This is a genomic window from Bradyrhizobium sp. S3.7.6 (genome assembly GCF_054061875.1).
The window spans coordinates 4,794,544-4,818,302 of sequence record NZ_JBSSEQ010000001.1 but is presented as its reverse complement, the minus strand read 5'-3'; the positions used below and the strand labels follow the sequence as shown (position 1 = coordinate 4,818,302).

General features: G+C 64.0%; 21 protein-coding genes and 1 pseudogene. 8 read left to right on the top strand and 14 right to left on the bottom strand.

From position 1 onward, the window contains the following. The 13 genes and pseudogenes from ACVJ5M_RS23270 to eno form a co-directional block, all read right to left on the bottom strand. Window positions 1–1,344 carry a pyruvate dehydrogenase complex dihydrolipoamide acetyltransferase gene (locus ACVJ5M_RS23270; RefSeq protein WP_354097613.1) on the bottom strand — a complete coding sequence of 448 codons (1,344 nt, stop codon included), beginning with the start codon at window positions 1,342–1,344 and terminating at the stop codon, window positions 1–3. 57 nt (window positions 1,345–1,401) lie between these two features. Then, entirely contained in the window at window positions 1,402–1,854 is a 453-nt protein-coding gene (locus ACVJ5M_RS23265) for a nucleoside deaminase (protein WP_014495015.1), read from the bottom strand. Window positions 1,855–1,856: 2 nt separating this feature from the next. Further along, window positions 1,857–2,159, bottom strand: a complete 303-nt coding sequence (locus ACVJ5M_RS23260; protein ID WP_028149595.1) for a DUF5076 domain-containing protein — start codon at window positions 2,157–2,159, stop codon at window positions 1,857–1,859. 3 nt (window positions 2,160–2,162) lie between these two features. After that, window positions 2,163–3,563 carry a pyruvate dehydrogenase complex E1 component subunit beta gene (locus ACVJ5M_RS23255; RefSeq protein WP_354100069.1) on the bottom strand — a complete coding sequence of 467 codons (1,401 nt, stop codon included), beginning with the start codon at window positions 3,561–3,563 and terminating at the stop codon, window positions 2,163–2,165. A 29-nt stretch (window positions 3,564–3,592) separates the two neighbouring features. Further along, entirely contained in the window at window positions 3,593–4,615 is a 1,023-nt protein-coding gene (pdhA, locus tag ACVJ5M_RS23250; RefSeq protein WP_063983080.1) for a pyruvate dehydrogenase (acetyl-transferring) E1 component subunit alpha, read from the bottom strand. A 254-nt stretch (window positions 4,616–4,869) separates the two neighbouring features. After that, window positions 4,870–6,213: a glycerophosphodiester phosphodiesterase family protein gene (locus ACVJ5M_RS23245; RefSeq protein WP_354097615.1), complete on the bottom strand. Its 1,344-nt coding sequence runs from the start codon at window positions 6,211–6,213 to the stop codon at window positions 4,870–4,872. A gap of 206 nt (window positions 6,214–6,419) precedes the next feature. Continuing rightward, window positions 6,420–7,937: an aldehyde dehydrogenase gene (adh, locus tag ACVJ5M_RS23240; protein WP_354100068.1), complete on the bottom strand. Its 1,518-nt coding sequence runs from the start codon at window positions 7,935–7,937 to the stop codon at window positions 6,420–6,422. 309 nt (window positions 7,938–8,246) lie between these two features. Further along, window positions 8,247–9,206: a helix-turn-helix domain-containing protein gene (locus tag ACVJ5M_RS23235; RefSeq protein WP_354097616.1), complete on the bottom strand. Its 960-nt coding sequence runs from the start codon at window positions 9,204–9,206 to the stop codon at window positions 8,247–8,249. Between the two features lie 216 nt (window positions 9,207–9,422). Next, window positions 9,423–9,740: an FtsB family cell division protein gene (locus tag ACVJ5M_RS23230; protein ID WP_354097617.1), complete on the bottom strand. Its 318-nt coding sequence runs from the start codon at window positions 9,738–9,740 to the stop codon at window positions 9,423–9,425. 170 nt (window positions 9,741–9,910) lie between these two features. Next, window positions 9,911–10,462 carry an NADPH-dependent FMN reductase gene (locus ACVJ5M_RS23225; RefSeq protein WP_354097618.1) on the bottom strand — a complete coding sequence of 184 codons (552 nt, stop codon included), beginning with the start codon at window positions 10,460–10,462 and terminating at the stop codon, window positions 9,911–9,913. A gap of 190 nt (window positions 10,463–10,652) precedes the next feature. After that, the gene (locus tag ACVJ5M_RS23220; protein WP_354100067.1) at window positions 10,653–11,648 is read right to left on the bottom strand and encodes an MBL fold metallo-hydrolase; all 996 of its coding nucleotides are present in this window, start codon (window positions 11,646–11,648) and stop codon (window positions 10,653–10,655) included. A 111-nt stretch (window positions 11,649–11,759) separates the two neighbouring features. After that, window positions 11,760–12,903: pseudogene (locus tag ACVJ5M_RS23215) on the bottom strand (zinc-binding dehydrogenase). A 34-nt stretch (window positions 12,904–12,937) separates the two neighbouring features. Beyond that, complete coding sequence (gene eno, locus ACVJ5M_RS23210) at window positions 12,938–14,221, bottom strand: phosphopyruvate hydratase (protein ID WP_028149603.1); 1,284 nt, start codon at window positions 14,219–14,221, stop codon at window positions 12,938–12,940. Window positions 14,222–14,395: 174 nt separating this feature from the next. On the opposite strand from eno, the gene ACVJ5M_RS23205 reads away from it, so the two are divergent. The 3 genes from ACVJ5M_RS23205 to ACVJ5M_RS23195 all read left to right on the top strand — a co-directional run bounded on the left by ACVJ5M_RS23205 (window position 14,396) and on the right by ACVJ5M_RS23195 (window position 16,776). Next, window positions 14,396–15,373: a Vgb family protein gene (locus tag ACVJ5M_RS23205; RefSeq protein ID WP_247305205.1), complete on the top strand. Its 978-nt coding sequence runs from the start codon at window positions 14,396–14,398 to the stop codon at window positions 15,371–15,373. Window positions 15,374–15,485: 112 nt separating this feature from the next. Continuing rightward, window positions 15,486–15,962: a preQ(1) synthase gene (queF, locus tag ACVJ5M_RS23200; protein ID WP_041960296.1), complete on the top strand. Its 477-nt coding sequence runs from the start codon at window positions 15,486–15,488 to the stop codon at window positions 15,960–15,962. A 16-nt stretch (window positions 15,963–15,978) separates the two neighbouring features. Further along, window positions 15,979–16,776, top strand: a complete 798-nt coding sequence (locus ACVJ5M_RS23195) for a substrate-binding domain-containing protein (RefSeq protein WP_354100066.1) — start codon at window positions 15,979–15,981, stop codon at window positions 16,774–16,776. A 63-nt stretch (window positions 16,777–16,839) separates the two neighbouring features. Here ACVJ5M_RS23195 and ACVJ5M_RS23190 read toward each other — a convergent pair whose 3' ends face one another. Next, the gene (locus ACVJ5M_RS23190; protein WP_354096053.1) at window positions 16,840–17,514 is read right to left on the bottom strand and encodes a GntR family transcriptional regulator; all 675 of its coding nucleotides are present in this window, start codon (window positions 17,512–17,514) and stop codon (window positions 16,840–16,842) included. Between the two features lie 102 nt (window positions 17,515–17,616). Here ACVJ5M_RS23190 and ACVJ5M_RS23185 point away from each other — a divergent pair, with 102 nt between their 5' ends. From ACVJ5M_RS23185 to ACVJ5M_RS23165, 5 genes are all read left to right on the top strand, one after another. Beyond that, on the top strand, window positions 17,617–18,735 hold the full coding sequence (locus ACVJ5M_RS23185; protein ID WP_354096054.1) for an ABC transporter substrate-binding protein: 1,119 nt from the start codon (window positions 17,617–17,619) through the stop codon (window positions 18,733–18,735). Window positions 18,736–18,983: 248 nt separating this feature from the next. After that, complete coding sequence (locus ACVJ5M_RS23180; RefSeq protein WP_456679393.1) at window positions 18,984–20,465, top strand: ABC transporter permease; 1,482 nt, start codon at window positions 18,984–18,986, stop codon at window positions 20,463–20,465. Beyond that, window positions 20,458–21,561, top strand: coding sequence for an ABC transporter ATP-binding protein (locus ACVJ5M_RS23175; RefSeq protein ID WP_354100064.1), 1,104 nt, complete (start codon window positions 20,458–20,460; stop codon window positions 21,559–21,561). Before ACVJ5M_RS23180 ends, ACVJ5M_RS23175 begins: the two co-directional genes overlap by 8 nt. After that, window positions 21,545–22,807, top strand: a complete 1,263-nt coding sequence (locus ACVJ5M_RS23170; RefSeq protein ID WP_028156065.1) for a CaiB/BaiF CoA transferase family protein — start codon at window positions 21,545–21,547, stop codon at window positions 22,805–22,807. The genes ACVJ5M_RS23175 and ACVJ5M_RS23170 overlap by 17 nt, the downstream gene beginning before the upstream one ends. Next, complete coding sequence (locus tag ACVJ5M_RS23165) at window positions 22,804–23,709, top strand: HpcH/HpaI aldolase/citrate lyase family protein (RefSeq protein ID WP_354096057.1); 906 nt, start codon at window positions 22,804–22,806, stop codon at window positions 23,707–23,709. The genes ACVJ5M_RS23170 and ACVJ5M_RS23165 overlap by 4 nt, the downstream gene beginning before the upstream one ends. Window positions 23,710–23,759: the final 50 nt, after the last annotated feature.

Genomic DNA, 23,759 nt, shown 5'->3' with positions numbered 1-23,759 from the left:
TCAGACCATCATCATGACGGGATTTTCGATCAGCTGCTTGAACGCGCCGATCAGCTCGGCGCCAAGCGCGCCGTCGATGGCGCGGTGATCGCAGGACAAGGTCACGCTCATCATGTGCGCAATCTCGATCTTGCCGCCACGGACGACGGGCCGCTCCTCGCTGGTGCCGACCGCGAGGATCGTCGCATGCGGCGGGTTGATCACGGCGGTGAAGTGGCTGATGCCGAACATGCCGAGGTTGGAGACCGCGGTGGTGCCGCCCTGGTATTCCTCCGGCTTCAGCTTGCGCGAGCGGGCGCGCGCGGCAAAATCCTTCATCTCGTTGGAGATGGTGGAGAGCGTCTTGGTCTCTGCCTTGCGGATGATCGGCGTGATCAGGCCGCCGGGCATCGCCACGGCAACACCGACGTCGGAATGGTGGTGCTTGACCATGCCGCTTTCGGTCCAGCTGACGTTGCAGTTCGGGATTCTCTGGAGCGCAACGGCCATCGCCTTGATAACGAAGTCGTTGACCGAGATCTTGTAGAGCGGCTTCTTCTCCTTGTCCTTGGGAGCAGCCGCATTGATCTCCTCGCGCGCGGCGAGCAGCTTGCCGATATCGCAGTCGATGGTGAGGTAGAAGTGCGGGACGTTCTGGATCGACGCAGTCAGGCGCTGCGCGATCGTGCGGCGCATGCCGTCATGCGGCACGATCTCGTAGGAGCCGGGCTCGAACAGCGACAGGATCTGCTTGTCCGACATGGTCGGCGCGATCGAGGGCGCCCCGGACGGCGCAGCGGCAGGCGCCTTCAGGCCCTTGCCGGACTTGGCTTGCTCGACGTCACGTGCCACCACGCGGCCGTGCGGGCCGGTGCCCGTCACCATCGACACGTCGATGCCTGCATCCTTGGCGAGACGGCGCGCCAGCGGCGATGAGAACACGCGGCCGCCATGGCCGTTGCTCTGCGCGGCCGGAGCTGCGGCCTGCGGCGCCGGTGCAGCGGCAGGCGGCGGTGCTGCCTTGGGCGCGGCAGGCGCAGCCGCGGCGGCGGGCGCCTCAGGAGCTTTCGGAGGTGCGGCCGAGGCGCTGGGCTTGGCGGCACCAGCCGCCTTCACGTCCTCGCCCTCGCCGGCCAGCACGGCGATCACGTCGTTGACCGGGACGTCCTGCGTGCCCTCGGGCACGAGGATCTTGGCGATCGTGCCTTCGTCGATCGCCTCGACCTCCATGGTCGCCTTGTCGGTCTCGATCTCGGCGATGACATCGCCGGATTTGACCTTGTCGCCTTCCTTCTTCAGCCACTTGGCGAGGTTGCCCTTCTCCATTGTCGGCGAGAGAGCGGGCATCAGGATGTTGATGGGCATGCTGACCTCAAGAAGAACTTTGCAATACGTCGTCTCCGACAGCGAAGACGACCAGGTTTAGTTGCCGATGTCGCCCTGCCAAAGGCGCTCGTTGGCAGGGATGGAACGCCAATTCTTCATCATGGTGATGGAGCGGTCGTCGGCAAGGTCGATCCAGGGGATGCCGAACTTGTCGAGGATGTCCTTGGAGCCCGGGAAGGTGACGGATTCTCCGATCACCACCAGCTTCACCTTGAACAGAGCGAGTGCGCCGGCACACATCGAGCATGGCGACAGCGTGGTGTACATGACGGTGTCGTGGAACGAGATCACGCCGGCTTCGCGCAGGCAGCTCATCTCGCCGTGGAGGATGACGTTCTTTTCCTGCACGCGGTTGTTGTGGCCGCGGGCGATGATCTCATTGCCGCGCGTCAGCACGGCGCCGATCGGCAGGCCGCCCTGCGCGATCGAGGCCTCCGCCTCACGGATCGCCTCCAGCATGAAATCGAAATGATGGGCTTCGATCGCCACGATCAGTGCCCCTTCCCGCGCGGTGTCGTCGTGCCCGTATCGGTTGGCCGTTCAATCTCCGCCTGGAACATCTCGAGGATCCGGCTCAGCGCATCCTCCTCGGTGTATTCGCTCTCGCGCGCATAGGCGCGCGCCGCGTGACGGGCGAGATCGACGAGCAGGAGGCCCCACATGTCGGGCTCCTCGAAGGCGCGCTGGAACGCCATTGACAGCCCGCCGTCCAGCACGAATACGCGCAGGATCTCGACCGCATCGTCGCGGGCGAGGACGTCGGGTGGCAATGGCTGCTCCTTCGGGCCCGCCATGATCTACCTGTAGCAGACGGCTTTGGCGGCCTCGACCACTTCGGCTGCCGACGGCAGCGCGAGCTTCTCCAGGTTCGCGGCATAGGGCATCGGCACGTCCTTGCCGGAGACGCGCGCGACCGGCGCGTCGAGATAGTCGAAGGCGTTCTCCATGATGCGCGCGGCGATCTCGGCGCCGACGCCGCTCTGTGCCCAGCCCTCTTCCACCGTGACCGCACGACCGGTCTTCTTGACCGAGTTGACGATGGTCTCGGTGTCCATCGGCCGCAGCGTGCGCAGGTCGATCACCTCGGCTTCGATACCGTCCTTGGCGAGTTCGTCGGCGGCCTTCAGCGCATAGGTCATGCCGTTCGACCAGGAGATGATGGTGACGTGGCTGCCCGAACGCACGATGCGCGCCTTGCCGATCGGGATCACGAAGTCATCGAGCTTCGGCACTTCGCCGGTATGGCCGTAGAGCACCTCGTTCTCGAGGAAGATCACCGGATTGGGATCGCGGATCGCGGCCTTGAGCAGGCCCTTGTAGTCCGCTGCGGAGAACGGCGCGACCACCTTGAGACCCGGGACGTTGGAATACCAGGACGAGTAGTCCTGGCTGTGCTGGGCGGCGACGCGCGCGGCGGCGCCGTTCGGGCCGCGGAACACGATCGAGCAGCCCATCTGGCCGCCGGACATGTAGAGCGTCTTGGCAGCCGAGTTGATGATCTGGTCGATCGCCTGCATGGCGAAGTTGAAGGTCATGAACTCGACGATCGGCTTCAGCCCGGTCATGGCAGCGCCGACGCCGATGCCGGCAAAGCCGTGCTCGGTGATCGGCGTGTCGATGACGCGCTTGGCGCCAAATTCCTGCAACAGGCCCTGGGTCACTTTGTAGGCGCCCTGATATTCAGCGACTTCCTCGCCCATCACGAAGACGTCGGCGTCGCGGCGCATCTCTTCGGCCATGGCGTCGCGCAGCGCTTCGCGGATGGTCTGTGTCACCATCGCGGTGCCGGCGGGCACTTCGGGATCGGGTTCGGCGACGGCCTGGGGTGCAGGCGCGGCCTTCGGCGCCGAGATCATCGGCTTGCCTTCGCCGACCGGCGAGCGGGATTCGGCGACTTCCTGCGCGACGCTCGGCGCGGGCGCGGCCGGCGCCTTGGCGAGATCGGCGGCCGTCTCGCCATCGGCGAGGATGGTCGCGATCGGCGTGTTCACCGCAACGTCGGCGGTGCCCTCGGGGATCAGGATCTTGCCGAGCGTACCTTCATCGGTCGCCTCGACCTCCATGGTCGCCTTGTCGGTCTCGATCTCGGCGATGACGTCGCCGGACTTGATCGTCTCGCCCTCTTTCTTCAGCCACTTGGCAAGGTTGCCCTTCTCCATCGTGGGCGACAACGCGGGCATCAGCACTTGAATTGGCATATCGACTCCAAAAGAAAGCTTGCGCGCGTTCAGCGATAAATGTCGGTCCAGAGCTCGGCGGCATCCGGCTCGGGATCATGCTGGGCGAAGTCGGCGGACGCATTGACGATGTCGCGGACCTCGGCGTCGATCGCCTTGAGATCGGCCTCGCTCACCTTGGCCGCGAGCAGGCGGTTGCGCACCTGCTCGATCGGGTCCTGGTCGTGGCGGACTTTTTCGACCTCTTCGCGCGTTCTGTACTTTGCGGGGTCGGACATCGAGTGGCCGCGATAGCGGTAGGTCTGCATCTCCAGGATGAAGGGGCCCTTGCCGGCGCGGCACCAGGCGGCCGCCTCCTCGCCCGCGGCCTTCACGGCGCGGACGTCCATGCCGTCGACCTGCATCCCGGGGATATTGAAGGACGCGCCGCGCTTGGAGAAATCCTGCTGCGCCGAAGCACGCGACACCGAGGTGCCCATGGCGTAGCGGTTGTTCTCGATGACGTAGATCACCGGCAGCTTCCAGAGCTCCGCCATGTTGAAGCTCTCATAGACCTGGCCCTGGTTGGCCGCGCCGTCGCCGAAATAGGTGACGCTGACATTGTCGTTACCACGATAGTGGTTGGCGAAGGCCAGACCCGTGCCGAGCGAGACCTGGGCGCCGACGATGCCGTGGCCGCCGTAGAAGTGCTTCTCCTTGCTGAACATGTGCATGGAGCCGCCCTTGCCCTTGGAATAGCCGCCGCGCCGGCCGGTGAGCTCGGCCATGACGCCGTTGGCCTCCATGCCGGTGGCAAGCATATGACCGTGATCGCGATAGCCGGTGATGACCTGATCGCCCTGCTTCAGGGCCATCTGCATGCCGACCACGACGGCCTCCTGGCCGATATAGAGGTGGCAGAAGCCGCCGATCGCGCCCATGCCGTAGAGCTGGCCGGCCTTTTCCTCGAACCGCCGGATCAGGAGCATGTCGCGGAGCGCTTTGAGCTCCTGCTCTCTGGTGAATTCCGGGGGCGAACCGCCGTCGGTCTTGTCCTGTGGAGTGCTTGCGGCGGCTTTCTTGGGTGCGGCCATGGGAATTCCGGGTCAGAGAAAACTTCAGCCCTCTCTAACCCAAGTCAAACGCCCTTGGAAAGGACCGCGGCGGCATGGCGCGACTTTCATTATGCCGCACTGCAACGTGACCGAAACTTTGCAAAACCTTTGGCGCCGATCGGGCAACTTTAGCTCACCGGTCAGCGAAGGGAACGTGAGCAGCCAACGCAGAGAAATCGGACGCGCTGTTTTGTATCCGAAATCCCACGCGCGTCCGATTCGCCGTACCGGCCTTACCAGCCCAACTCGCGCAAATACGCAGCCCGGGCGGCAACGCCGGTATGCGTGAAGTCGCTGAAGACCCCATCGACGCCGAGCCGGTAGAATTTGAGATATTCAAGGCTCGGGTCGCCGCGATAGTCGGCGGCAAGATATTTCTTCTCGTTCCGAAACGTGAAGACATGGACGAAAAGACCGAGCTTGTGCGCGTCCGCGACAAGGCTGGTCGCGTCCTGCGTCGAAGCCTCCGGCGTCGATCCCTTGTAGGGCGTGCCATCGGCGTTGCTGTCCTTCCACGGCGCGATCTTGAGCGGAACGATATAGGCCTTCCACGGACCGATGCCCTCGGCATAGGTCTTGATCTCGGCAAGCCCCTCGGGCGTCAGCATCGCATCGTACAGGCGGGCCTCACCCGCAACGGTCCAGTCGAACGGGCGCGAATTCGTGATGTTGTTGAGGAGAACCTTGCCGGTTTTGAAGTCGATTCCGTTGCCGTCGACGAGTTGGACCTGCCGCGTCTGAAGGCCGTGGCTGCGCATATATTTCAGGCTGCCGGGCTCGAAGCTCTGAACCAGGATGGGAGCGTCCTTGGTGTTGAGGCCGTTATCCCCGATGATCTTGATCAGGGCATCCTCGAGCGGACGGCTGCCGGCCGCACCGCAGCCATTGGCGATCGCCTGGGCATTGTTCCAGGTCGGGTTCTTGGTTTCGGGATAGACGAGGATGGACCGCCCGGTCTCCTTGCTCTTGACCTTGGCGATGTCGATGACGTCCTGGAAGCTGATGATCGGGAGTTTGCCGTTGAAGACTTTCGGCCGCTCGTTGGCCGCGTCATAGGTGGTGCCGCCGATCCATTGCTTCAGCTCGGCCATGGTGAAATCGCTGATCGACCAATCGTTGGTATGATCCTCGCCGTCGACGATCAGCGACTTCAGCACCGATTTGGGATCGGCCGGGTCGCTGAGATCCGTCAGGTAGTCGGCAGGCACGCCGGTGGCCGACGGCGCCTTGACGCGCACACCGGGCACGGTCCGCTTGCGGGCAGCGACGGCCGCATTGGTCTTCGCCACCTCGGCAATGTTGGTGTTGTCGCTCAGCCAGGGGTTATGGCGCACGCAATCCTTGGTCAGCTGCAAATCCTCTTCGAGCGCATCGGTCCCGAGCGCAGCGGCGAGGTCGTACGACGCCTCGGTCTCTTCAGGTACCAGGCCCGGCAGGCCGCGATGGCCAAGGACCAGCGGCGCCTTTCCATCGACGGTCAGGAAGGGCTTGGCGCCGGCTGGCGCCGGGCCGGACTGTGCGAAGGCCATCGACAGCGGCAGCACCGCCGCGCCGAACAGCATCGCTGCGACACCCATTGTCCGTCCTGAACGACTGTTCCGCATCACCGAGCCTCCGTCTTTGCCCGGCATCGCTTCGAATGCTGCGGGCGCCGAACCGGATACGGTCGGCGCTGTCGTCTTGTCTCAAGACTCTGACAGACAGATGACGGCGGAGAGGGCAGCGCAAGGTTGCGCCGCCCTCTCCTGCCCGATCAGATCTTGCCCCATCAGATCTTGCCCGATCAGAAGAAGCCAAGCTTCTTCGGGCTGTAGCTGACCAGGAGATTCTTGGTCTGCTGGTAGTGATCGAGCATCATCTTGTGGGTCTCGCGACCGACGCCCGACTGCTTGTAGCCGCCGAACGCGGCATGCGCGGGATACGCATGGTAGCAGTTGGTCCAGACCCGGCCGGCCTGGATAGCCCGGCCGAAGCGGTAGCAGCGGTTGGCATCGCGACTCCAGACGCCGGCTCCCAGGCCATAGAGCGTGTCGTTGGCGATCGCGAGCGCTTCGTCATCGGTCTTGAAGGTCGTGACCGAGACGACGGGACCAAAGATCTCCTCCTGGAAGATTCGCATCTTGTTGTGGCCCTCGAACACCGTTGGCTGGACGTAGAAGCCGCCGGACAGATCGCCGCCGAGCTCGGCACGACCGCCGCCGGCCAGCACCTTGGCGCCCTCCTGCTTGCCGATGTCGATATAGGAGAGGATCTTGGCGAGCTGCTCGCTAGATGCCTGCGCGCCGATCATGGTGTCGGCCGCACGCGGGTCGCCCTGCTTGATCGCGGCGACGCGCTTCAACGCCCGCTCCATGAAGCGGTCGTAGATGTCGGCGTGGACAATCGCCCGGCTCGGACAGGTGCAGACCTCGCCCTGGTTCAGCGCAAACATCACAAAACCTTCGATCGCCTTGTCGAAGAAGTCGTCGTCCTCTGCGGTGACGTCGTTGAAGAAGATGTTCGGCGACTTGCCGCCGAGCTCGAGCGTGACCGGGATCAGGTTCTGGCTGGCATATTGCATGATCAGCCGGCCCGTCGTGGTCTCGCCGGTGAAGGCGATTTTCGCGATCCGCGGGCTGGACGCGAGCGGCTTGCCGGCTTCGAGGCCAAAGCCATTGACGATGTTGAGGACACCGGGCGGCAGGAGATCGCCGATGATCTCGGCCCAGACCATGATCGAGGTCGGCGTCTGCTCGGCCGGCTTGAGCACGACGCAATTGCCGGCGGCAAGCGCCGGCGCGAGCTTCCAGCATGCCATCAGCAGCGGGAAGTTCCAGGGGATGATCTGGCCGACCACGCCGAGCGGTTCGTGGAAATGATAGGCGATGGTGTCGTGGTCGATCTCGCCGATCGAGCCTTCCTGTGCGCGCACCACGCCGGCGAAATACCGGAAATGATCGATCGCGAGTGGCAGGTCGGCGGCGCGGGTCTCGCGGATCGGCTTGCCGTTGTCCCAGGTCTCGGCAATCGCAAGGCGCTCCAGATTCTCTTCCATCCGGTCGGCGATCCGGTTCAGGATCGCGGCGCGCTCGGCGACGCTGGTGCGTCCCCAGGCGCCCTTGGCGGCGTGCGCCGCATCGAGGGCGGCCTCGACGTCCTGCGCGTCGGAACGCGCGATCTTGCAGACGATCTGGCCGTTCACCGGCGAGGCGTTGTCAAAGTACTTGCCGGAGATTGGCGCGACGAATTTGCCGCCGATGAAATTGTCATAGCGTTCGGCGAAGGGAACCTGGGTGACGCCGAGGAATTCCACCTTGTTCATTGATCACTCCCGATGTTTGCTGTTTGCGCAATTCGTCGCGTGTTCACGACTTGCGCCGACGATGTCGCGGGAGCGTTTTTCTGTCAGCCCGGGCGTGAGCGATGGCCGGGGTAACCTGTCGCAGTTCTGCGACAGGTGACGCAGCTACCCCCACACACTCAGCCCTCATCCTGAGGAGCGCGCTCTTGCGCGCGTCTCGAAGGATGGCCGCGGGCACAGCCAGGCCTGCATGGTTCGAGACGGCCGCTTCGCGGCCTCCTCACCATGAGGGTCGAGTTGGTGGGCGCGGAAGAAAAATAGAGCCGCAGCTCAGTGCTTCAGCTCGAACCGCTTCAGCTTCCTGTGCAGCGTGGCGCGGCTGACGCCGAGGGCTTTGGCGGCGGCCGAAACATTGCCGCCCGCGCGCAGCAGCGCCCGCTGCAGCACCGCGCGCTGGCCGCCCGCAAGATGGTCATGCGCGGGTTCGCCGCCGAGGAGGTCAGCCGCGGGAACAGGCTGCAAGAGACGGCCGGGCGCAATCCCGAGTCCCACCCGCGCGGACCGGGTCGCGCCGATCACGAGATCATCCGCATCGACCGCGACGAGGCCGCCGGTCTGGCCGTCGGCGCCTTGCGTCAGCACGATGCGGGCATGGGCGAAGGCGCGGCGAAACAGATCAGCTTCGATGCGCCTCGCCGCCTCACCTGCCGCGAGCGCGATCAGATTGGAAAACGCATCGGTCCGGTCGGCGCGGCAGGAGGAGACATCGAGCACGCCCGCAAACGCCGCCTCGTGGTCGTAGATCGGAACGGCGGTGCAGCTCAGAAGCGTGTTGCGGGTGAAGAAATGCTGGTCGCGGTCGATCGTCAGCGGGCGCTGCTCGACGACGCAGGTGCCGATGCCGTTGGTGCCTTCATGATCCTCGCTCCAGAGCGCGCCGGTCCACAGGCCCCAGGATTGGAACGTCGCATCGTCCACCGCTGTGCCGCGGCGGTCGACCGGCACGCCCGCGCCGTCGGCGAGCAGCACGCAGCAGCCGCTCGCGCCGACCGCCTGATAGAGCCGGTCCATCGCGCTTTGCGCGGCGGCGAGCAACGGCGCGACGCGCTCGCGCGCCTGCCGCAACTCGACATCACTCAGCCGCATCGGCGCACTGCGGCCGGCGGGATCGAGATGATGCAATCGGGACGAACGGCGCCATGAGGCCACCAGCGCGGAGCGCGCGGCCTGGCCTGACGCAATGGCGGCCTCGACGCGGGCCGCGTGATGCCGGGACATTGGCCCATTCATCACTGTTTCCTCCGGGTGGCAGTCTAGGCTGCGCCGGCACGGCCCGGTTGATCTGCGTCAACTCAGGCAGACGGCGGCAGAAGCCATGGGGCCGTTGCCGCGTTGCCGTCAAGGCGGCAGCCCGGTTCCAAGCCTAAGACTTTCGGTAGAATTGCTACACGGTTGCGGGATTTCGGCAGCGGCTTTCGATGCCGGTTTCGAATGCAGCGAAAAGCGCTACTTGGCCGGGATCATCCGAACGAGATCGCGCGGATTGACATAGTCGAGCTGATAGCGCGCCCGCTCGTCCAGCATGTCAGGATCGATCCGCGATGTCCGCAGCAGCGACACGCGCTGCTCGCTCTTCGCGCGCTCGCGCTTGAGCTGGGCCAGCTCGCTCGTCAGCGCGATGATCTCCTGGTCGAGTTCCTGACGGGCGTTGAGGCCGTATTTGCCGGTGTAGGCGTTGACGCCGAAATAGCCGACGATAGCGGCCGCCATCGCATAGAGGGCAAGGCCGGTCAGGATCGATTTCAGGCGCGCGCGGGAGACCATCTTGGGAAGATGCGGCAGGTTGGTTAAGGGAGTGCTAATCGCCCCCCTTCGCGTTCCAATCCCTACTCCCAGCCGCCATGCCCGGCCTTGTGCCGGGCATCCACGTTTTTCGTCACCGCGAGCCAAGACGTGGATGGCCGGGACAAGCCCGGCCATGACGAAGAAAGACGTCAGCCGTGGTGTTTGGCCACGTGCGCAGCAAACGCGTCGATATAGGCCTGGAGGACGGGCTTCAGAGATTCCTTGATCAGGTTCCCCTCCGCATCGAAGGCATCGCCGACCGCGTTCAGATAGATCTCCGGCTGCTGCAGGATCGGTCCGGCAATGCCCGGCAGGATGTTCTGCAGCGTCTTGGCGGCGCTGACGCCGCCGAGCGGGCCCGGCGAGTTCGAGATGATGCCGACCGGCTTGCCGTTGAACGAGCTCTTGCCATAGGGGCGCGAAGCGACGTCGATGGCGTTCTTGAGCACGCCCGGGATGGCGCGGTTGTATTCGGGGGTGACGAAGATCACGCCGTCCGACTTCTGCAGCTTCTCGCGGAAGGACAGCCAGTCCGCGGGCGGCGCGCCCTCGAGGTCCTGGTTGAAGAACGAGATGCCTGCCAGCGTGATGACCTCGAGCTTGAGCGAGGCCGGCGCGAGCTTTGCGAGCGCGTTGGCGACCTTTAGCGAGAAGCTGTCCTTGCGCAGGCTGCCGGCGATCACGACGATGTTGTAGGCCATGGATTGTCCTTGAGGGCTTGAGCGGAAGTTCCGGGGCGGCACTTAAGCGATCCCGACCGATGGATGCAAGTGCATGAACCGGTCCCGTTTGGAAACGCTGAGTTTCTCGAAAGCAGATGGTCGCTACGATCCAAAAACAATCAGGCCGCCCGAAGGCGGCCTGATGTTTCTCGCAAACCCCTGGCCCGGTTCAGATCGTCGGATTCCAGGCCGACGGGATCAGGCGGTATTTCGCGCCGTCCTTCTCGACATGCCCCACCGAGGGGAAGGTGAAGTGGAATCCGATCACGGTCGCTTTCTCGGCTGCTGCCATGTCGTAGAATTTGTGGCGGGTGGCCTGCGCCAGTGCCGGATCGTTGTCGAACGCCACGTGCCAGTCCGGATTGCGCAGGAAGAACTCCGGAATGTTGGTGACGTCAGACTGGATCAGCACCTTCTTGTCGCCGGAGGCCACCGCGAACGAGGTATGACCCGGCGTATGGCCGGGCGTCGCGATCGAGGTGATGCCCGGCGCGACCTCCTTGCCCCACTCGTACTTCGTGACCTTGGATTCGAGGCCGGCAAAGGTCTTCTTCACGTTGGCGAAGTAGTTCTTCGTCATGTCGTTCGGAGCCTTGGCCGCGTTCTCGTCGCTCGCCCAGAACTCCCAATCCTTCGCCGGCACCATGATCTCCGCATTCGGGAACGCCAGCGCGCCGTCGGCCAGACGAATGCCGTTGGTGTGATCGGGATGGAGATGCGACAGCAGCACGATGTCGATGTTCTTCGGGTCGACGCCGGCAGCGGCGAGGTTCTGCAGCGTACGGCCGACCGCGCCCTTGCTCGGCTCGAGATTGGCAACGCCGTTGCCGGTGTCGATCAGGACCAGCTTCGAGCCGGTGTTGATGAGCTGGGGGTTGAACGGCGCCGTGACCATGCCCTTCGGCATGTACGCCGCCTCGCCTGCGGCCAGCGCTTCCTCCTTCGGCAGGTTGACCACGAACTTGTCGGGCATCGGGAAGGTGCGCGCGCCGTCGTTGATCGAGGTGCACTCGTAGCTGCCGACCTTGTAGCGATAGAAGCCGGGCGCCTGCGCCCCGCTTTGCGGCACCGAGGCACTGGCAGTGGTCGGTCCAAGTCCGGTTACGGCCGCCGCGCCCATAGCGGCAGCGCCCGCGAGCAAGTCGCGGCGATTCAGATCAGTCATGGAAGTGTCCCCTTCTGTGCTTTGCGGTTGCCCCGCTTTCAATTGCGGCGCGAATGTTCCCGCGCTTCGCTCAGAAGGCAAGTCCTTCTTTGGATGGTGTGCCGTGGCACATCACGAAGATTTATTCGGGTTGATGAGGAATTTTTCGCCGGTGGCCCGTTTGGCATAGACCGCGATGTTGGCGGGATCGAGCGCCTCGGTCAGCGACACCACCTTGGTGTAGTGGCTGGCGAAGGTCGTCTTCAATTCGTCGACGACGCGCTGGCGCAGCCTGGCTCCGTCCGCCTGCCCGATCTTCATCAGGAACGGAAACAGCAGCCAGCCGCCGACGCCCCAGGCCATGCCGAAGCCGCGCGGCAGCTCGATCGGGCGGATATCGAGCGCGCCGTAGACGTAGACCTGCTTGTGCACGTTGGAGCCGTAGCGGCTGTATTCCTTGGCGGTCTTGTTGATCGCGGCTTCCATGCAGTTGAGGATGTCGCCGGCCAGCTTGCCGCCGCCGATGGCATCGAAGGCGATGGTGGCGCCGGTCTCGACCAGCGCATTGGTGAGATCGCCGAGGAAGCTCGGTGCGGTGGAATCGACGACGTATTTGGCGCCGATCTTGTGCAGGATGTCGGCCTGCTCCTTGCTGCGCACGATGTTGACCAGCGGAATGCCGTCCTTGATGCAGATCTTGTTTGTTCAGCATCTGGCCGAGATTGGAGGCGGCCGCAGTATGCACCAGCGCCTTGTGCCCCTCGCGCCGCATGGTCTCGGTCATGCCGAGCGCCGTGAGCGGATTGACGAAGCAGGAGGCGCCTTCGGCCGGCGTGGTGCCCGCCGGCAGCGGCAGGCACTCGCGCACTTTCAGCGTGCGGTACTGCGCGTACATCGCTCCGCCGATCATCGCGACGGTCTTGCCCATCAATGCTTTCGCGGCATCGGACGAGCCGGTCTTGATGACGACGCCCGCGCCTTCGTTACCAACCGGCATGGCTTCGTCGAGCCGGCCGGCCATCGCCCGCATCGCGCCCTCCGGCACCTTCGCGGTGATGACGGGAGCGTCCTTGGTGCCGGACGCTTTCGCCGTGCTCATATCGGCCGCGCCGACGAGGAGGCCGAGGTCGGACGGGTTGATCGGCGCCGCCTCGACGCGGACGACGACCTCGTCCGCCGCGGGCTCGGGAGTCGGCACGTCGACGAGCGAGATTTCCAGTTCACCGCTCTTCTTGATCAGCGAACGCAGTTGCAGTCCGGTCTTGCCGTCGCTCATGTCGATCCTCCCCTGTCCTAGCTGGAGCGCCGGCTTATGCCAGCGCCTTCAATGCCGCCTTACCGCCGTAGAGTGCCTGCTTGCCGAGCTGTTGTTCGATGCGCAGGAGCTGATTGTATTTGGCGGTGCGGTCGGAACGCGCAAGGGAGCCGGTCTTGATCTGCCCGCAATTGGTGGCGACCGCGAGGTCGGCGATGGTCGAATCCTCGGTCTCGCCGGAGCGGTGCGACATCACCGAGGTATAGCCGGCCTTGTGCGCCATCTCGACGGCAGCGAGCGTCTCGGTCAGCGTACCGATCTGGTTGACCTTGATCAGGATCGAATTGGCGCGGCCGGCCTTGATGCCTTCGGCCAGGCGCTTGACGTTGGTGACGAAGAGATCGTCGCCGACAAGCTGGCACTTCTTGCCGATGAGGTCGGTGAGCTCCTTCCAGCCGTCCATGTCGTCTTCCGACATGCCGTCCTCGATGGTCACGATCGGATAGCGCGACACCAGGTCTGCGAGGTACTTGGCCTGCTCGGAGATCGAGCGGGTCTTGCCCTCGCCTTCATAGACGTATTTGCCGTCCTTGAAGAACTCGGTCGAGGCGCAGTCGAGGCCGATCACGATGTCGGTGCCGGCCTTGTAGCCGGCCTTGCCGATCGCGTTCATGACGAATTCGAGCGCGGCGTCCGCCGACGGCAGGTTCGGGGCGAAACCGCCCTCGTCGCCGACATTGGTGTTGTGGCCGGCCTTCTTCAATTCCGACTTCAGGGTGTGGAACACCTCCGCGCCGTAGCGCAGGCCCTCGGCAAAGGACGACGCGCCCACGGGGAGGATCATGAACTCCTGGAAGTCGATCGGATTGTCGGCATGAACGCCGCCATTGATGATGTTCATCATCGGCACCGGCAACAGACGCGCCGAGGTGCCGCCGACGTAACGATAGAGCGGCATGTCGAGCGAGTTTGCGGCAGCCTTGGCGCAGGCAAGCGAGACGCCGAGGATGGCATTGGCGCCCAGCCGGCTCTTGTTCGGCGTACCGTCGAGGTCGATCATGATCTGGTCGATCTGGGCCTGCTGCTCGACATCGAGGCCGCTCAGGGCCTCGAAGATCTCGCCATTGACGGCGCCGACGGCCTTGGTGACGCCCTTGCCGAGATAGCGGGCCTTGTCGCCATCGCGCAGTTCCACCGCCTCATGGGCGCCGGTGGAGGCGCCCGACGGCACCGCGGCACGGCCGAGCGCACCATCTTCCAGCACGACGTCGACCTCGACGGTGGGATTGCCACGGCTGTCGAGAATTTCGCGGCCGATGATGTCGATGATGGCGGTCATGATGTGCACTTCCGTTCGTTAGGGCTGATCGGTGCCGGGGGTCTTACACGGGCCGCAAGCAAATGTGAACGCTTGGACGGCGTGCTTCGACTGACGCGTGAGCGGGCTCGGACTATCCTTGAAGTCGCCTGCTCTGCGCGTCCAACCTCAATCTGAAACAGTCGGGGTAACGCCATGAACCGCCGCCAGTTTCTTGCCTCGAGCGCCGCCCTCCTCGCCGTTCGCCCAAGTTTTGCGCAGGAAGGCCTGTTCCGGACAAAATATTTCCCCATCAGCGCCGGCATCGGCCTGCACGATCTCGCCCCCGCTCGCGACGGCACGGTCTGGTTCACGGCGCAGGGCAAGGGCATGCTGGGTAGGCTCGACCCCCGGGATGGCAGTTTCAAGACAGTCAGCCTCGGCCAGGGCGCCGCACCGCACGGCGTGACGATCGGCCCCGACGGTGCCCCCTGGATCACCGAGGGCGGCCAGAACGCGATCGCCCGGGTCGATCCCGGCGATCTCAAGGTCACGCTGTTCCGCCTGCCCGAGAAATTCGCCTCCGCCAATCTCAACACCGGCGTGTTCGACAAGGACGGCACCTACTGGTTCACCGGCCAGTCCGGCTATTACGGCCGGCTCAAGCCGGGATCGGGCGAGATGGACGTGTTCAGGGCGCCCAGGGGTGTTGGCCCCTACGGCATCGCGGTGACGCCCAAGGGTGAGGTCTGGTACGCCTCGCTGGCCGGCAGCCATATCGCGAAGATTGATCTTGCGACCGGCAATGCCGCCATTGTCGAGCCGCCGACGCCGAGCCAGGGGTCGCGGCGGGTCTGGTCAGATTCGCAAAGCCGGATCTGGGTCAGCGAGTGGAACAGCGGTCACGTCTCGGTGCACGATCCCGCCAACGGCTCCTGGAAAACCTGGAAGCTGCCGGGCGATCGCCCTCGCACCTATGCCGTCTATGTCGACGACAAGGACAAGGTCTGGCTGACCGATTTCTCCGCCAATGCCATCGTCCGCTTCGATCCCGCGACAGAGCGGTTCAACGTTTTCGCCAGCGACAAGGCCAATGCCAATGTGCGCCAGCTCGACGGCCGCCCGGGTGAGCTCTGGGGCTGCGAGTCCGGCAACGACCGGATCGTCATGATCCAGACGATCGCGGCTGGTTGACGACGGCGACATTTGCGTCCATCCCGGCACCCTCTGGAGCGCGATCTTATCGCGCTCCGGTTTTTTAGTTGAACATGATCTTTCGGAAAACCGGTGCCCACTTTTCCGGATCATGCTCGAACAGGATGTGACGACGATGGCGAAGAAATCCCTCCAGCTCGGCCGCGCGGTCGAATGGCCGCACACACCGGAAGAAGCCCAGCTCGACCGCGTGCCCAATCCGCAAAAGGGCACGGACTATCTGGTGCGCTTCACCGTGCCGGAATTCACCTCGCTTTGCCCGGTCACGGGACAACCGGATTTCGCGCATCTGATGATCGACTACGCGCCCGGCCCGTGGCTGCTGGAGTCGAAGTCGCTCAAGCTCTACATCGCGAGCTTCCGCAATCACGGCGCATTCCACGAGGACTGCACCGTCATGATCGGCAAGCGCATCGCGAGCGAGATCAAGCCGAAGTTCTTGCGCATCGGCGGCTACTGGTATCCGCGCGGCGGCATCCCGATCGACGTGTTCTGGCAGACCGGCCGCGTACCGAAGGGATTGTGGGTGCCGGAGCAAGGCGTCGCGCCGTATCGTGGACGGGGTTAGTTGGAGACGAATGACGATGACATCGATATCAGCAACATTCCGCAACATTGCCTTCGGCGTTCTAACCGTCCTGTGGCTGACCGGCGTGGCCGAAGCTGCCGAGGTCCATGTGATGATCTCGGGCGGATTGACGGCTGCCTACAAGGCGCTCGTGCCGGAATTCGAGAAGGCCACCGGCAACAAAGTGCTGACGGAATATGGGCCGTCGATGGGGACGACCACCAATGCGATCCCGGTCCGGCTGGAGCGCGGCGAACCCGCCGATGTCCTGATCATGGTGGGCTATGCCCTCACTGACCTCGCCGGCAAGGGCAAGGTCGTGGCCGGCAGCCAGGTCGACCTCACCAGATCGCCGATCGGCGTTGCCGTGAAATCGGGTGCGCCGAAGCCGGACATCGGCTCGGTGGAGGCGGTCAAGCGCGCGCTGCTGGCGGCGAAGACGATCGCCTATTCCGACAGCGCCAGCGGCGTCTACGTTTCGACCGAGATGTTTGACAAGCTCGGCATCGCCGACGTCATGAAGGACAAGGCACGAAAGATTCCGGCAACGCCGGTCGGCGAGATCGTCGCGCACGGCGAGGCCGAGCTCGGCTTCCAGCAGATCAGCGAGCTGAAGCCCGTGAAGGGCATCGACATCGTCGGACCGCTGCCGAAGGAATTGCAGAAGATCACGATCTTCTCGGCCGGAATCGCGGCCGGTTCGAAGGAGCCCGAAGCCGGCCGTGCCCTCATAAAATTCCTCGCCTCCCCCGCCGCGCGCGAAGCGATCATCGCAAGCGGGATGGAGCCGATCCCGGCGGGGGGCGCGAATTGAGGCAGGCCTACTCCACGCGCTGCTCCTGACACGCCCTCAACAGATTGGCTTCGCCACTCTTAGTCAATCGGAGGCTGCTGAGGTCTTCTTGACCGGACCGAGATCGCGCGCCGGATAGTTGGCGCCGGATTCGACGATGTGTCGTCGCACTGCTGCAACGAGCGCGGCGAGATCGCGAGACTCGATCGCATCGACGATCTCGACATGGTGTGCAGCACTTCTCTGCAGCTCGGCGTTCGAGGGCCACAAAGCAATCGGCCCTGGTCTGGCGCGATTTCTGATTTCCACGATGAGGCTGGCGAGCGATTGGTTCGTTGCATGGCGATAGATCTCGTCGTGAAAGGCTGCGTTGGTATTTGCCTGATCCGCCTTGCTGCCGCGCGCCACAGCATCTTCGAAGATTTGCTGAGCCTGCTTGATCTTCTCGAGTTCGTCGGGACCGATATTCGGTAGCGCCTGCCTTGCCGCTTCAACTTCGAGCAGCGTGCGGATCGCCAATATCTCGCGAACGACGTTCAAGTCGGGTTGCGCGACCCGGTATCCACGATTTTCGACGTGCGTCACCATCCCGCTTGCGGCGAGCTGAGTCAGCGCACTGCGAACGTCAAACCGTTTGGCAGCGAAGGCTTCCTCCAGGTCGATCTGGCGCAGCCATTCGCCGGGCCGGTAGTCGCCTTGCAGGATGGCGGCACCGATTTCCGCCGCCAACAGCCTCTTCTGCTCCTTCCGTACTTTCATGGCTGCTTCCCTTTTTGGAGCGCTTGACTCACCGCAACTATTGCGCACAAATTGGCGCCAATAAATGTACATAACAAATCGCGGCGGCCGGAGGAACAGTAGATGTCGAGCATCGATCGTAGAAGCTTAATGGTGATGTCGGTTCTCGGCGCCACGATGGGGCTCCGGGGCACGGCCCAGGCGGCGCCGAACGGGTATCCCGAGAATTATCAGAAGATCATCGACGACGCTCATAACGAGGGCAGCCTCCTCATTTACTCGATTATGTCGCCGGAAAACTGGCGTCCCGTGATCGAGGGCTTCAACAAGCTCTACCCGAAGATCAAGGTCGAGACCCTGGATCTCCCCGCCTCCCGCGAGAGCTTCGAGCGATATCTGGCCGAGCGGAGCACCAACAGCCGCACCTGCGACCTCATCGCGACGGCCGATCCGGGCGGATGGATCGATTTCCAGGAGCGCGGTGAAGTCCTCGACTACGTATCGCCTGAAGCGAAGGCCTGGCCGGATTGGTCAAAGCCGTTTCCCGGCGTCTACACCGTCTCGTCCGACCCCATGGCGCTGATCTGGAACAACACGCTGGTGGCCGACGGCAAGCGTCCCAAGACACTTGCCGAGTTCGTCGAACTTGCGGTCGCAAACGAGAAAACCTGGCGCAACCGCATCACCAGCTACGGCGTGCATCAAACAACTTTCGGCTACGGCATCAGCTACGCGTTCGTGAAGAAGCACGGCGAAAAGGCCTGGGACTGGTTCGCCCAACTTGCAAAGCTTTCGCCCCGATTCGAGCGTTCCGGCGGCCCAATGACCGAGAAGGTCACCTCCGGCGAATACACCATGGGCTTCTTCGTTTCGGCCATCACCTTCTGGCCGCGCCTGAACGATCCGGCGCGGGCAAAGATCCTCGGCTGGAGCTTCATCGGAGACGGTCAGCCGGTCGTGCTGCGTGGCATCGCGATTCCGAAGGGATCGAAGAACGTCAACGCAGCAAAACTGATGCTCGACTACGTCGTCTCGGAGGACGGTCAGCGCGCATTCGGACGGGGCGGCCTGACGCCGGCACGCCCCGGTGTGAAGCCGGGTGACGGAATCCGCCACACCTACTCGTCGATCGTGGAAGCCGTCGGCGAGCAGAACATCTGCTACATCGGCTACGATCGGGACGCGGTGCGGGACTACGACAGCTTCCTCGCGCGCTGGAAAAAGACCTTCAATGTCGCTTGACGCAAGCAGCGCGCTGGGGTCGTCGGCCGCGGACGCCCTGCCGAAGCCGCTGCCCGGCCGCGATACCGTCATCCAGTACGGCATGGCGCTGCTGACAAATTGTCCTGATCGCAGCGCCTCTCCTGCCCGTTCTCTATCAATCCTTCCTGGATCGTGCGCTCTACGATTCCGGCCAGCAACTGACGCTGGGCAATTTCGGGCGCCTGCTTCGCACCGACGGCTTCGCGCTCGTCATCTGGAACACGTTCGTGTTCGCCACCCTCACCACTGTGATTTCGCAGACGCTGGGCACGCTGGCGGCGGTGCTGTTCGGCCGCACCGACATGCCGTTTGCCCGGTTGTTCGGCGAGCTCTTCCTGTGGCCGATCTATCTCTCGGCGCTGGTACTGTCGTTCGGCTGGTACACGATCTACGGACCGGCCGGCTACCTCACGCTTCTGGTTCAGTCGATCTTCGACGGCGCGCCCTGGAATCTCTACTCGCTGCCGGGCATGGCGATGATCGCGGGCGTCTCGCAAGCACCAGTCGCTTACATCTACTGCATGTCGTCGGCCTCGATCACCGATCCGACTTTGGAGGAAGCCGCGCGCGTGACCGGCGCCGGCACCTTGAGGACCTTGTGGCGGATCACGCTGCCGCTCCTCATGCCGGCAATCGCCTATAGTGCCGTGCTGAACTTCACTGTGGGACTGGAGCTCCTCGCAATTCCGCTGGTGTTCGGAGATCCCGCCGGCATCACTGTGCTGACCACGTTCCTCTACAACAACGGCGTAGCGTCGGCCCGCCCCGACCACGGGCTGGTGGCAACGGCTGCCGTGCTGATGCTTGCCGTCGTCTGCGTGTTGGTGTGGCTACAAGGACGCCTGCTCGGCAATACAAGGCGCTTCGTCACGCTCGGCGGCAAGGCCACGCGACCGCGCCCTTTCCGCCTGAACAACCTGCGCTGGCCGCTTTGCATCGTCTCGGCGATCTACATCACCGCAACTGTCGTGATGCCGATCGGCGCGCTGCTGCTGCGCGCCTTCACGAGCCTGCTGTCGCCGATGGTGCCGATCAGCGAGGTGCTGACGCTCGGCAACTTCGCCAACATGCTCGAATACCCGGTCTACCCGCGTTCGATCTGGAACTCGCTGATCGTCAGTTCGGTCGGTGGCGTCGTCGCCACTGCGATGGTCGCCCTGATCGCCATCATCGTGCTGCGGTCCGACTTCCGCTGGCGTGGCGCGCTACACTACGTCGCGCTGTTTCCCCGTGCCGTGCCCGGCGTCGTCGCCGGCATCGGTTTCTTCTACGCGTTTGCGCTCGTGCCTGGCCTGGGCGGCCTCCGAAACACGATCTGGATTCTGGTTGCCGCCTTCACGATGCACTTCATTCCTGTGGGGCTCGGTGCGGTTGCTCCGATGTTGTTGCAGATGAGCCCGGACTTCGATCGCGCCGCCCGTACGCAGGGCGCGGATTGGTGGACGACGAGCCGGCGCATCGTTTTGCCCTTGCTGCGCCCGGCGCTGGTGGCCTGCTTTATCATCCTCTTCATCACGTTCTTCAAGGAATACACGACAGCGATCTTCCTGTTCGCACCCGGCAGCGAAGTGATCGGGACCACGCTGCTCCAGGCATGGACGCAGGGCGAGGTCGGTCTGGTGTCCGCGCTGGCGACCGTCCAGATCCTGGTCATCGGAGTCTGCGTCACGGCGGCGCGCGCTTTTCTCGGAGTGAAGCTTTATGGCTGATTTGCTGATCGAGAACCTGCACAAGCGGTACGGACCTGTCAAAGCGATCGACGACGTCAACATCCACGTTGCCGATGGCGAGTTCGTCACGCTGCTGGGGCCGTCAGGGTGCGGCAAGTCAACAACGCTCGGCGCCATTGCCGGACTGGATCAACCGACGAGCGGACGCATCCGCGTCGGCAACAAGACCTATTTCGACGGCGAAAAAGGAATCTTCCTGCCGCCGGAAGCGCGCCATTGCGGGCTCGTGTTCCAGAGCTACGCTTTGTGGCCGCACATGACGGTCTATGACAACGTCGTGTTTCCGCTCAAGCTGCGCAAGGTATCGACTGCCGACTGCAAGCGCCGCGTCGAGGAGAGTCTCGCTCTCGTCGAGATGGAGCGCTTTCAGGACCGCTATCCGCATCAGCTCTCGGGCGGCCAGCAGCAGCGTGTCGCGCTCGCACGAACGCTGGTCTACCAGCCCGAAATCCTCCTGCTCGACGAGCCCCTGTCGAATCTCGACGCAAAGCTGCGCGATCGCGCCCGGACCTGGCTTGCCGAACTGCGCACGCGCCTCGGCCTGACGACGATCTACGTGACGCACGACCAGGTCGAAGCGCTGGCACTGTCCGACCGCATCGTGGTCATGAATGGCGGCCACATCAGCCAGATCGGCTCGCCCCAAGAGATCTACACGCGGCCGGCAGACTGTTTCGTCGCCGACTTCATCGGAACGACCAATTTCCTGAACGGCGACGTGGTCGGGGCGCCCGACGGCGATGGACAGACACTGGTCAGTCTCGCCGATGGTCAGCGCGTTCTGATCAAGTCCGACAAACGTCCATCCCTGGGCGACAAGGTCACGTTTGCCTATCGCCCCGAGCAGATGCGCCTGGCGGCGGCCAACGATCAGGCGATCGGAGGTTCGATCGTTGAAGCCGACGTGGTCAGCCATTCCTATGTTGGCGGCCGATGGCAAATCGGATTGAGCGTCGGCGGAAATCAGATCCGCATCGAAACCCAGGAGGCAACGACTGACCGCCAGTTGCGCCTGTGGCTGCCTGTCACCGGCGGCATCCTGTTTACAGAACGGAACCATGGCAAATCCCACTGACGCCACCTCTCCCGAAAGCGGACTGCATCAGGCCGATTACACCCCCGGTGTCCGCGGCCCGCTGACAGGGCTCCGCGTCATCGACCTCTCGAGGCTGGTCGCAGGCAATCTGCTCACCCAGCATCTCGCCGACTTCGGCGCCGACGTCATCAAGGTCGAGCCGCGCGAAGGCGATACGCTGCGCGGCTGGCGCACCAAGGGTGTCGAGACCAACTGGAAGATCCATTCGCGCAACAAGCGCAGCATCTGCCTGGAATTCCGTCACGACGAAGCGGTGCCGCTGATCCGCAAGATGATTCCCGGCGCCGCGATGCTGGTCGAGAGTTTCCGTCCCGGCACGCTCGAGCAGATGGGGCTCTCGCCGGAGGAACTGCTGCGGCTAGAGCCCAAACTCGTGATCGTTCGCATATCGGGATGGGGGCAGACCGGCCCCTATCATCGCCGGCCCGGCTTTGGGACGCTGGTGGAGGGCTTCTCCGGCTTCGCCGAGATGAACGGCTTCCCCGATCGTGAGCCGGTATTGCCGCCTATGTATCTGGCCGATGCCCTGTCCGGTCTCACCGGAGCGTTCGCCGCGATGGCGGCCCTTCGGGAGGTCGAGATCAACGGCGGAAAGGGACAGGTGATCGACCTGCCGCTGCTCGACCCGATCGTCAACTCGCTCGGGCCTCAGGCGGCAAATTACCGTTTGACCGGCGTGGTCAAACCGCGCAGCGGGAGCCGCTCGAGCGGCTCGGTACCGCGCAATGTCTACCGCACGCTCGATGGCGGCTGGGTTTGTCTGTCGGCATCCACGCAAGGCATGGCGATGCGGGTGCTGCGTTCGATCGGCCGCCCGGAGCTCTGCGAGGATCCAAAGTTCAAGACCAACGAGCAGAGGCTCGTCCATGTCGCCGAACTCGACAAGATCATCGGCGATTTCATCGCGACACGAACGGTCGACGACAACGTCGCCTTCTTCGAGGCGGCCGAGGTCACGATCGGTCCGGTCAACGACACCGTCCGCTTGATGAACGATCGCCACGTGCAGGCCCGGGGACTGCTGGCCGACTATCCCGACGAGGACATGGGAACGTTCCCGATGCACGCCGTCCCGGTTCGCCTGTCCGAGACGCCCGGAAGCATCCGGACGCCTGCGCCACGCCTCGGTCAGCACAGCCGCACCATCCTGGCCGAAGCCGGCCTCAGCCCTGACGACATCGATGCCGCCCTCGCCTCGGGCGTTGTGAAGGAAACCAGCACATGACAGTTGAACGAAAATTCCCGGTCTGGCGCTCTGCGCTGTTCGTACCCGCGAACGTCGAGCGGTTCGTGGTCAAGGCCGTCGAGCGCGGCGCGGACGCGCTGATCATCGATCTCGAGGACAGCGTGCCGCTGGCTGAAAAGGCCAACGCTCGAAAGCTGATCCCGGGCATCGTGAAGCGCTTTCGCGACACCGGAAGTTCGGATGTCATGGTGCGGATCAACCAGCCGCTCGAATTGGCGGTGCCCGATCTGGAAGCGGCTGTCATCGCCGGCGTGGACGCGATCAAGATCACCAAGGTCGAAGGCGCCGAGCATCTGCGCCTGCTCGACGAGATGGTGACCAGACTGGAGATCGAGCGCGGATTGCCCATCGGCAATATCTGGTTTGTCGGCCTGATCGAGGCGCCCGGTCCTCTCTGTAGGGCTCACGAGATCGCGCGATCGATCCCGCGGCTGGCCGGCATTTCACTGGGTGCGGAAGATTATGCCACCGCCATCGGCGCCAAGCCGACGGAGGAAACCCTGTTGATGCCGAAGCAACAGGTCGTGCAGGCAGCCCGCGCCGCCGGCATCATGCCGCTCGGCACCATCGGCTCAGTCGCCGATTTCTCCGATCTGGAAGGATACACAAGGATAGTCAGGCGCTCTGCGGACTTTGGCTTCGTGGGCTCTGCCTGCATCCATCCGTCGCTGGTGCCGATCCTCAACGAGGGTTTCAGTCCCTCCGCCAAGGAGGTAGCGGACGCCGAGCGTGTCGTTGCGCTCAACAAGCAAGCGGCCGCCGAGGGACGCGCATCCTTCGCCATCGACGGCAAGATGATTGATATTCCGATCGTGCAGCGAGCCGAAGCGCTGCTCGAGCGCGCGCAAGCAATCGCCGCCCGCGCGCATCGCCCTCGTTGATTGTGCTACCCCAGCGCGGCGCGAAGCGCCGTCTCTGGTGGCCAAGGAGA

Bases quoted from the DNA above. Each gene is read 5' to 3' on its own strand.
- ACVJ5M_RS23165 (WP_354096057.1), top strand. From the start codon at position 22,804: ATGACAGTTGAACGAAAATTCCCGGTCTGGCGCTCTGCGCTGTTCGTA.
- ACVJ5M_RS23205 (WP_247305205.1), top strand. From the start codon at position 14,396: ATGAACCGCCGCCAGTTTCTTGCCTCGAGCGCCGCCCTCCTCGCCGTT.
- ACVJ5M_RS23230 (WP_354097617.1), bottom strand. From the start codon at position 9,740: ATGGTCTCCCGCGCGCGCCTGAAATCGATCCTGACCGGCCTTGCCCTC.
- ACVJ5M_RS23255 (WP_354100069.1), bottom strand. From the start codon at position 3,563: ATGCCAATTCAAGTGCTGATGCCCGCGTTGTCGCCCACGATGGAGAAG.
- ACVJ5M_RS23175 (WP_354100064.1), top strand. From the start codon at position 20,458: ATGGCTGATTTGCTGATCGAGAACCTGCACAAGCGGTACGGACCTGTC.
- ACVJ5M_RS23245 (WP_354097615.1), bottom strand. From the start codon at position 6,213: ATGGGTGTCGCAGCGATGCTGTTCGGCGCGGCGGTGCTGCCGCTGTCG.
- ACVJ5M_RS23225 (WP_354097618.1), bottom strand. From the start codon at position 10,462: ATGGCCTACAACATCGTCGTGATCGCCGGCAGCCTGCGCAAGGACAGC.
- pdhA (WP_063983080.1), bottom strand. From the start codon at position 4,615: ATGGCCGCACCCAAGAAAGCCGCCGCAAGCACTCCACAGGACAAGACC.
- ACVJ5M_RS23260 (WP_028149595.1), bottom strand. From the start codon at position 2,159: ATGGCGGGCCCGAAGGAGCAGCCATTGCCACCCGACGTCCTCGCCCGC.
- ACVJ5M_RS23270 (WP_354097613.1), bottom strand. From the start codon at position 1,344: ATGCCCATCAACATCCTGATGCCCGCTCTCTCGCCGACAATGGAGAAG.
- ACVJ5M_RS23235 (WP_354097616.1), bottom strand. From the start codon at position 9,206: ATGAATGGGCCAATGTCCCGGCATCACGCGGCCCGCGTCGAGGCCGCC.
- queF (WP_041960296.1), top strand. From the start codon at position 15,486: ATGCTCGAACAGGATGTGACGACGATGGCGAAGAAATCCCTCCAGCTC.
- adh (WP_354100068.1), bottom strand. From the start codon at position 7,937: ATGAACAAGGTGGAATTCCTCGGCGTCACCCAGGTTCCCTTCGCCGAA.
- ACVJ5M_RS23220 (WP_354100067.1), bottom strand. From the start codon at position 11,648: ATGACTGATCTGAATCGCCGCGACTTGCTCGCGGGCGCTGCCGCTATG.
- eno (WP_028149603.1), bottom strand. From the start codon at position 14,221: ATGACCGCCATCATCGACATCATCGGCCGCGAAATTCTCGACAGCCGT.
- ACVJ5M_RS23190 (WP_354096053.1), bottom strand. From the start codon at position 17,514: ATGAAAGTACGGAAGGAGCAGAAGAGGCTGTTGGCGGCGGAAATCGGT.
- ACVJ5M_RS23195 (WP_354100066.1), top strand. From the start codon at position 15,979: ATGACATCGATATCAGCAACATTCCGCAACATTGCCTTCGGCGTTCTA.
- ACVJ5M_RS23185 (WP_354096054.1), top strand. From the start codon at position 17,617: ATGTCGAGCATCGATCGTAGAAGCTTAATGGTGATGTCGGTTCTCGGC.
- ACVJ5M_RS23170 (WP_028156065.1), top strand. From the start codon at position 21,545: ATGGCAAATCCCACTGACGCCACCTCTCCCGAAAGCGGACTGCATCAG.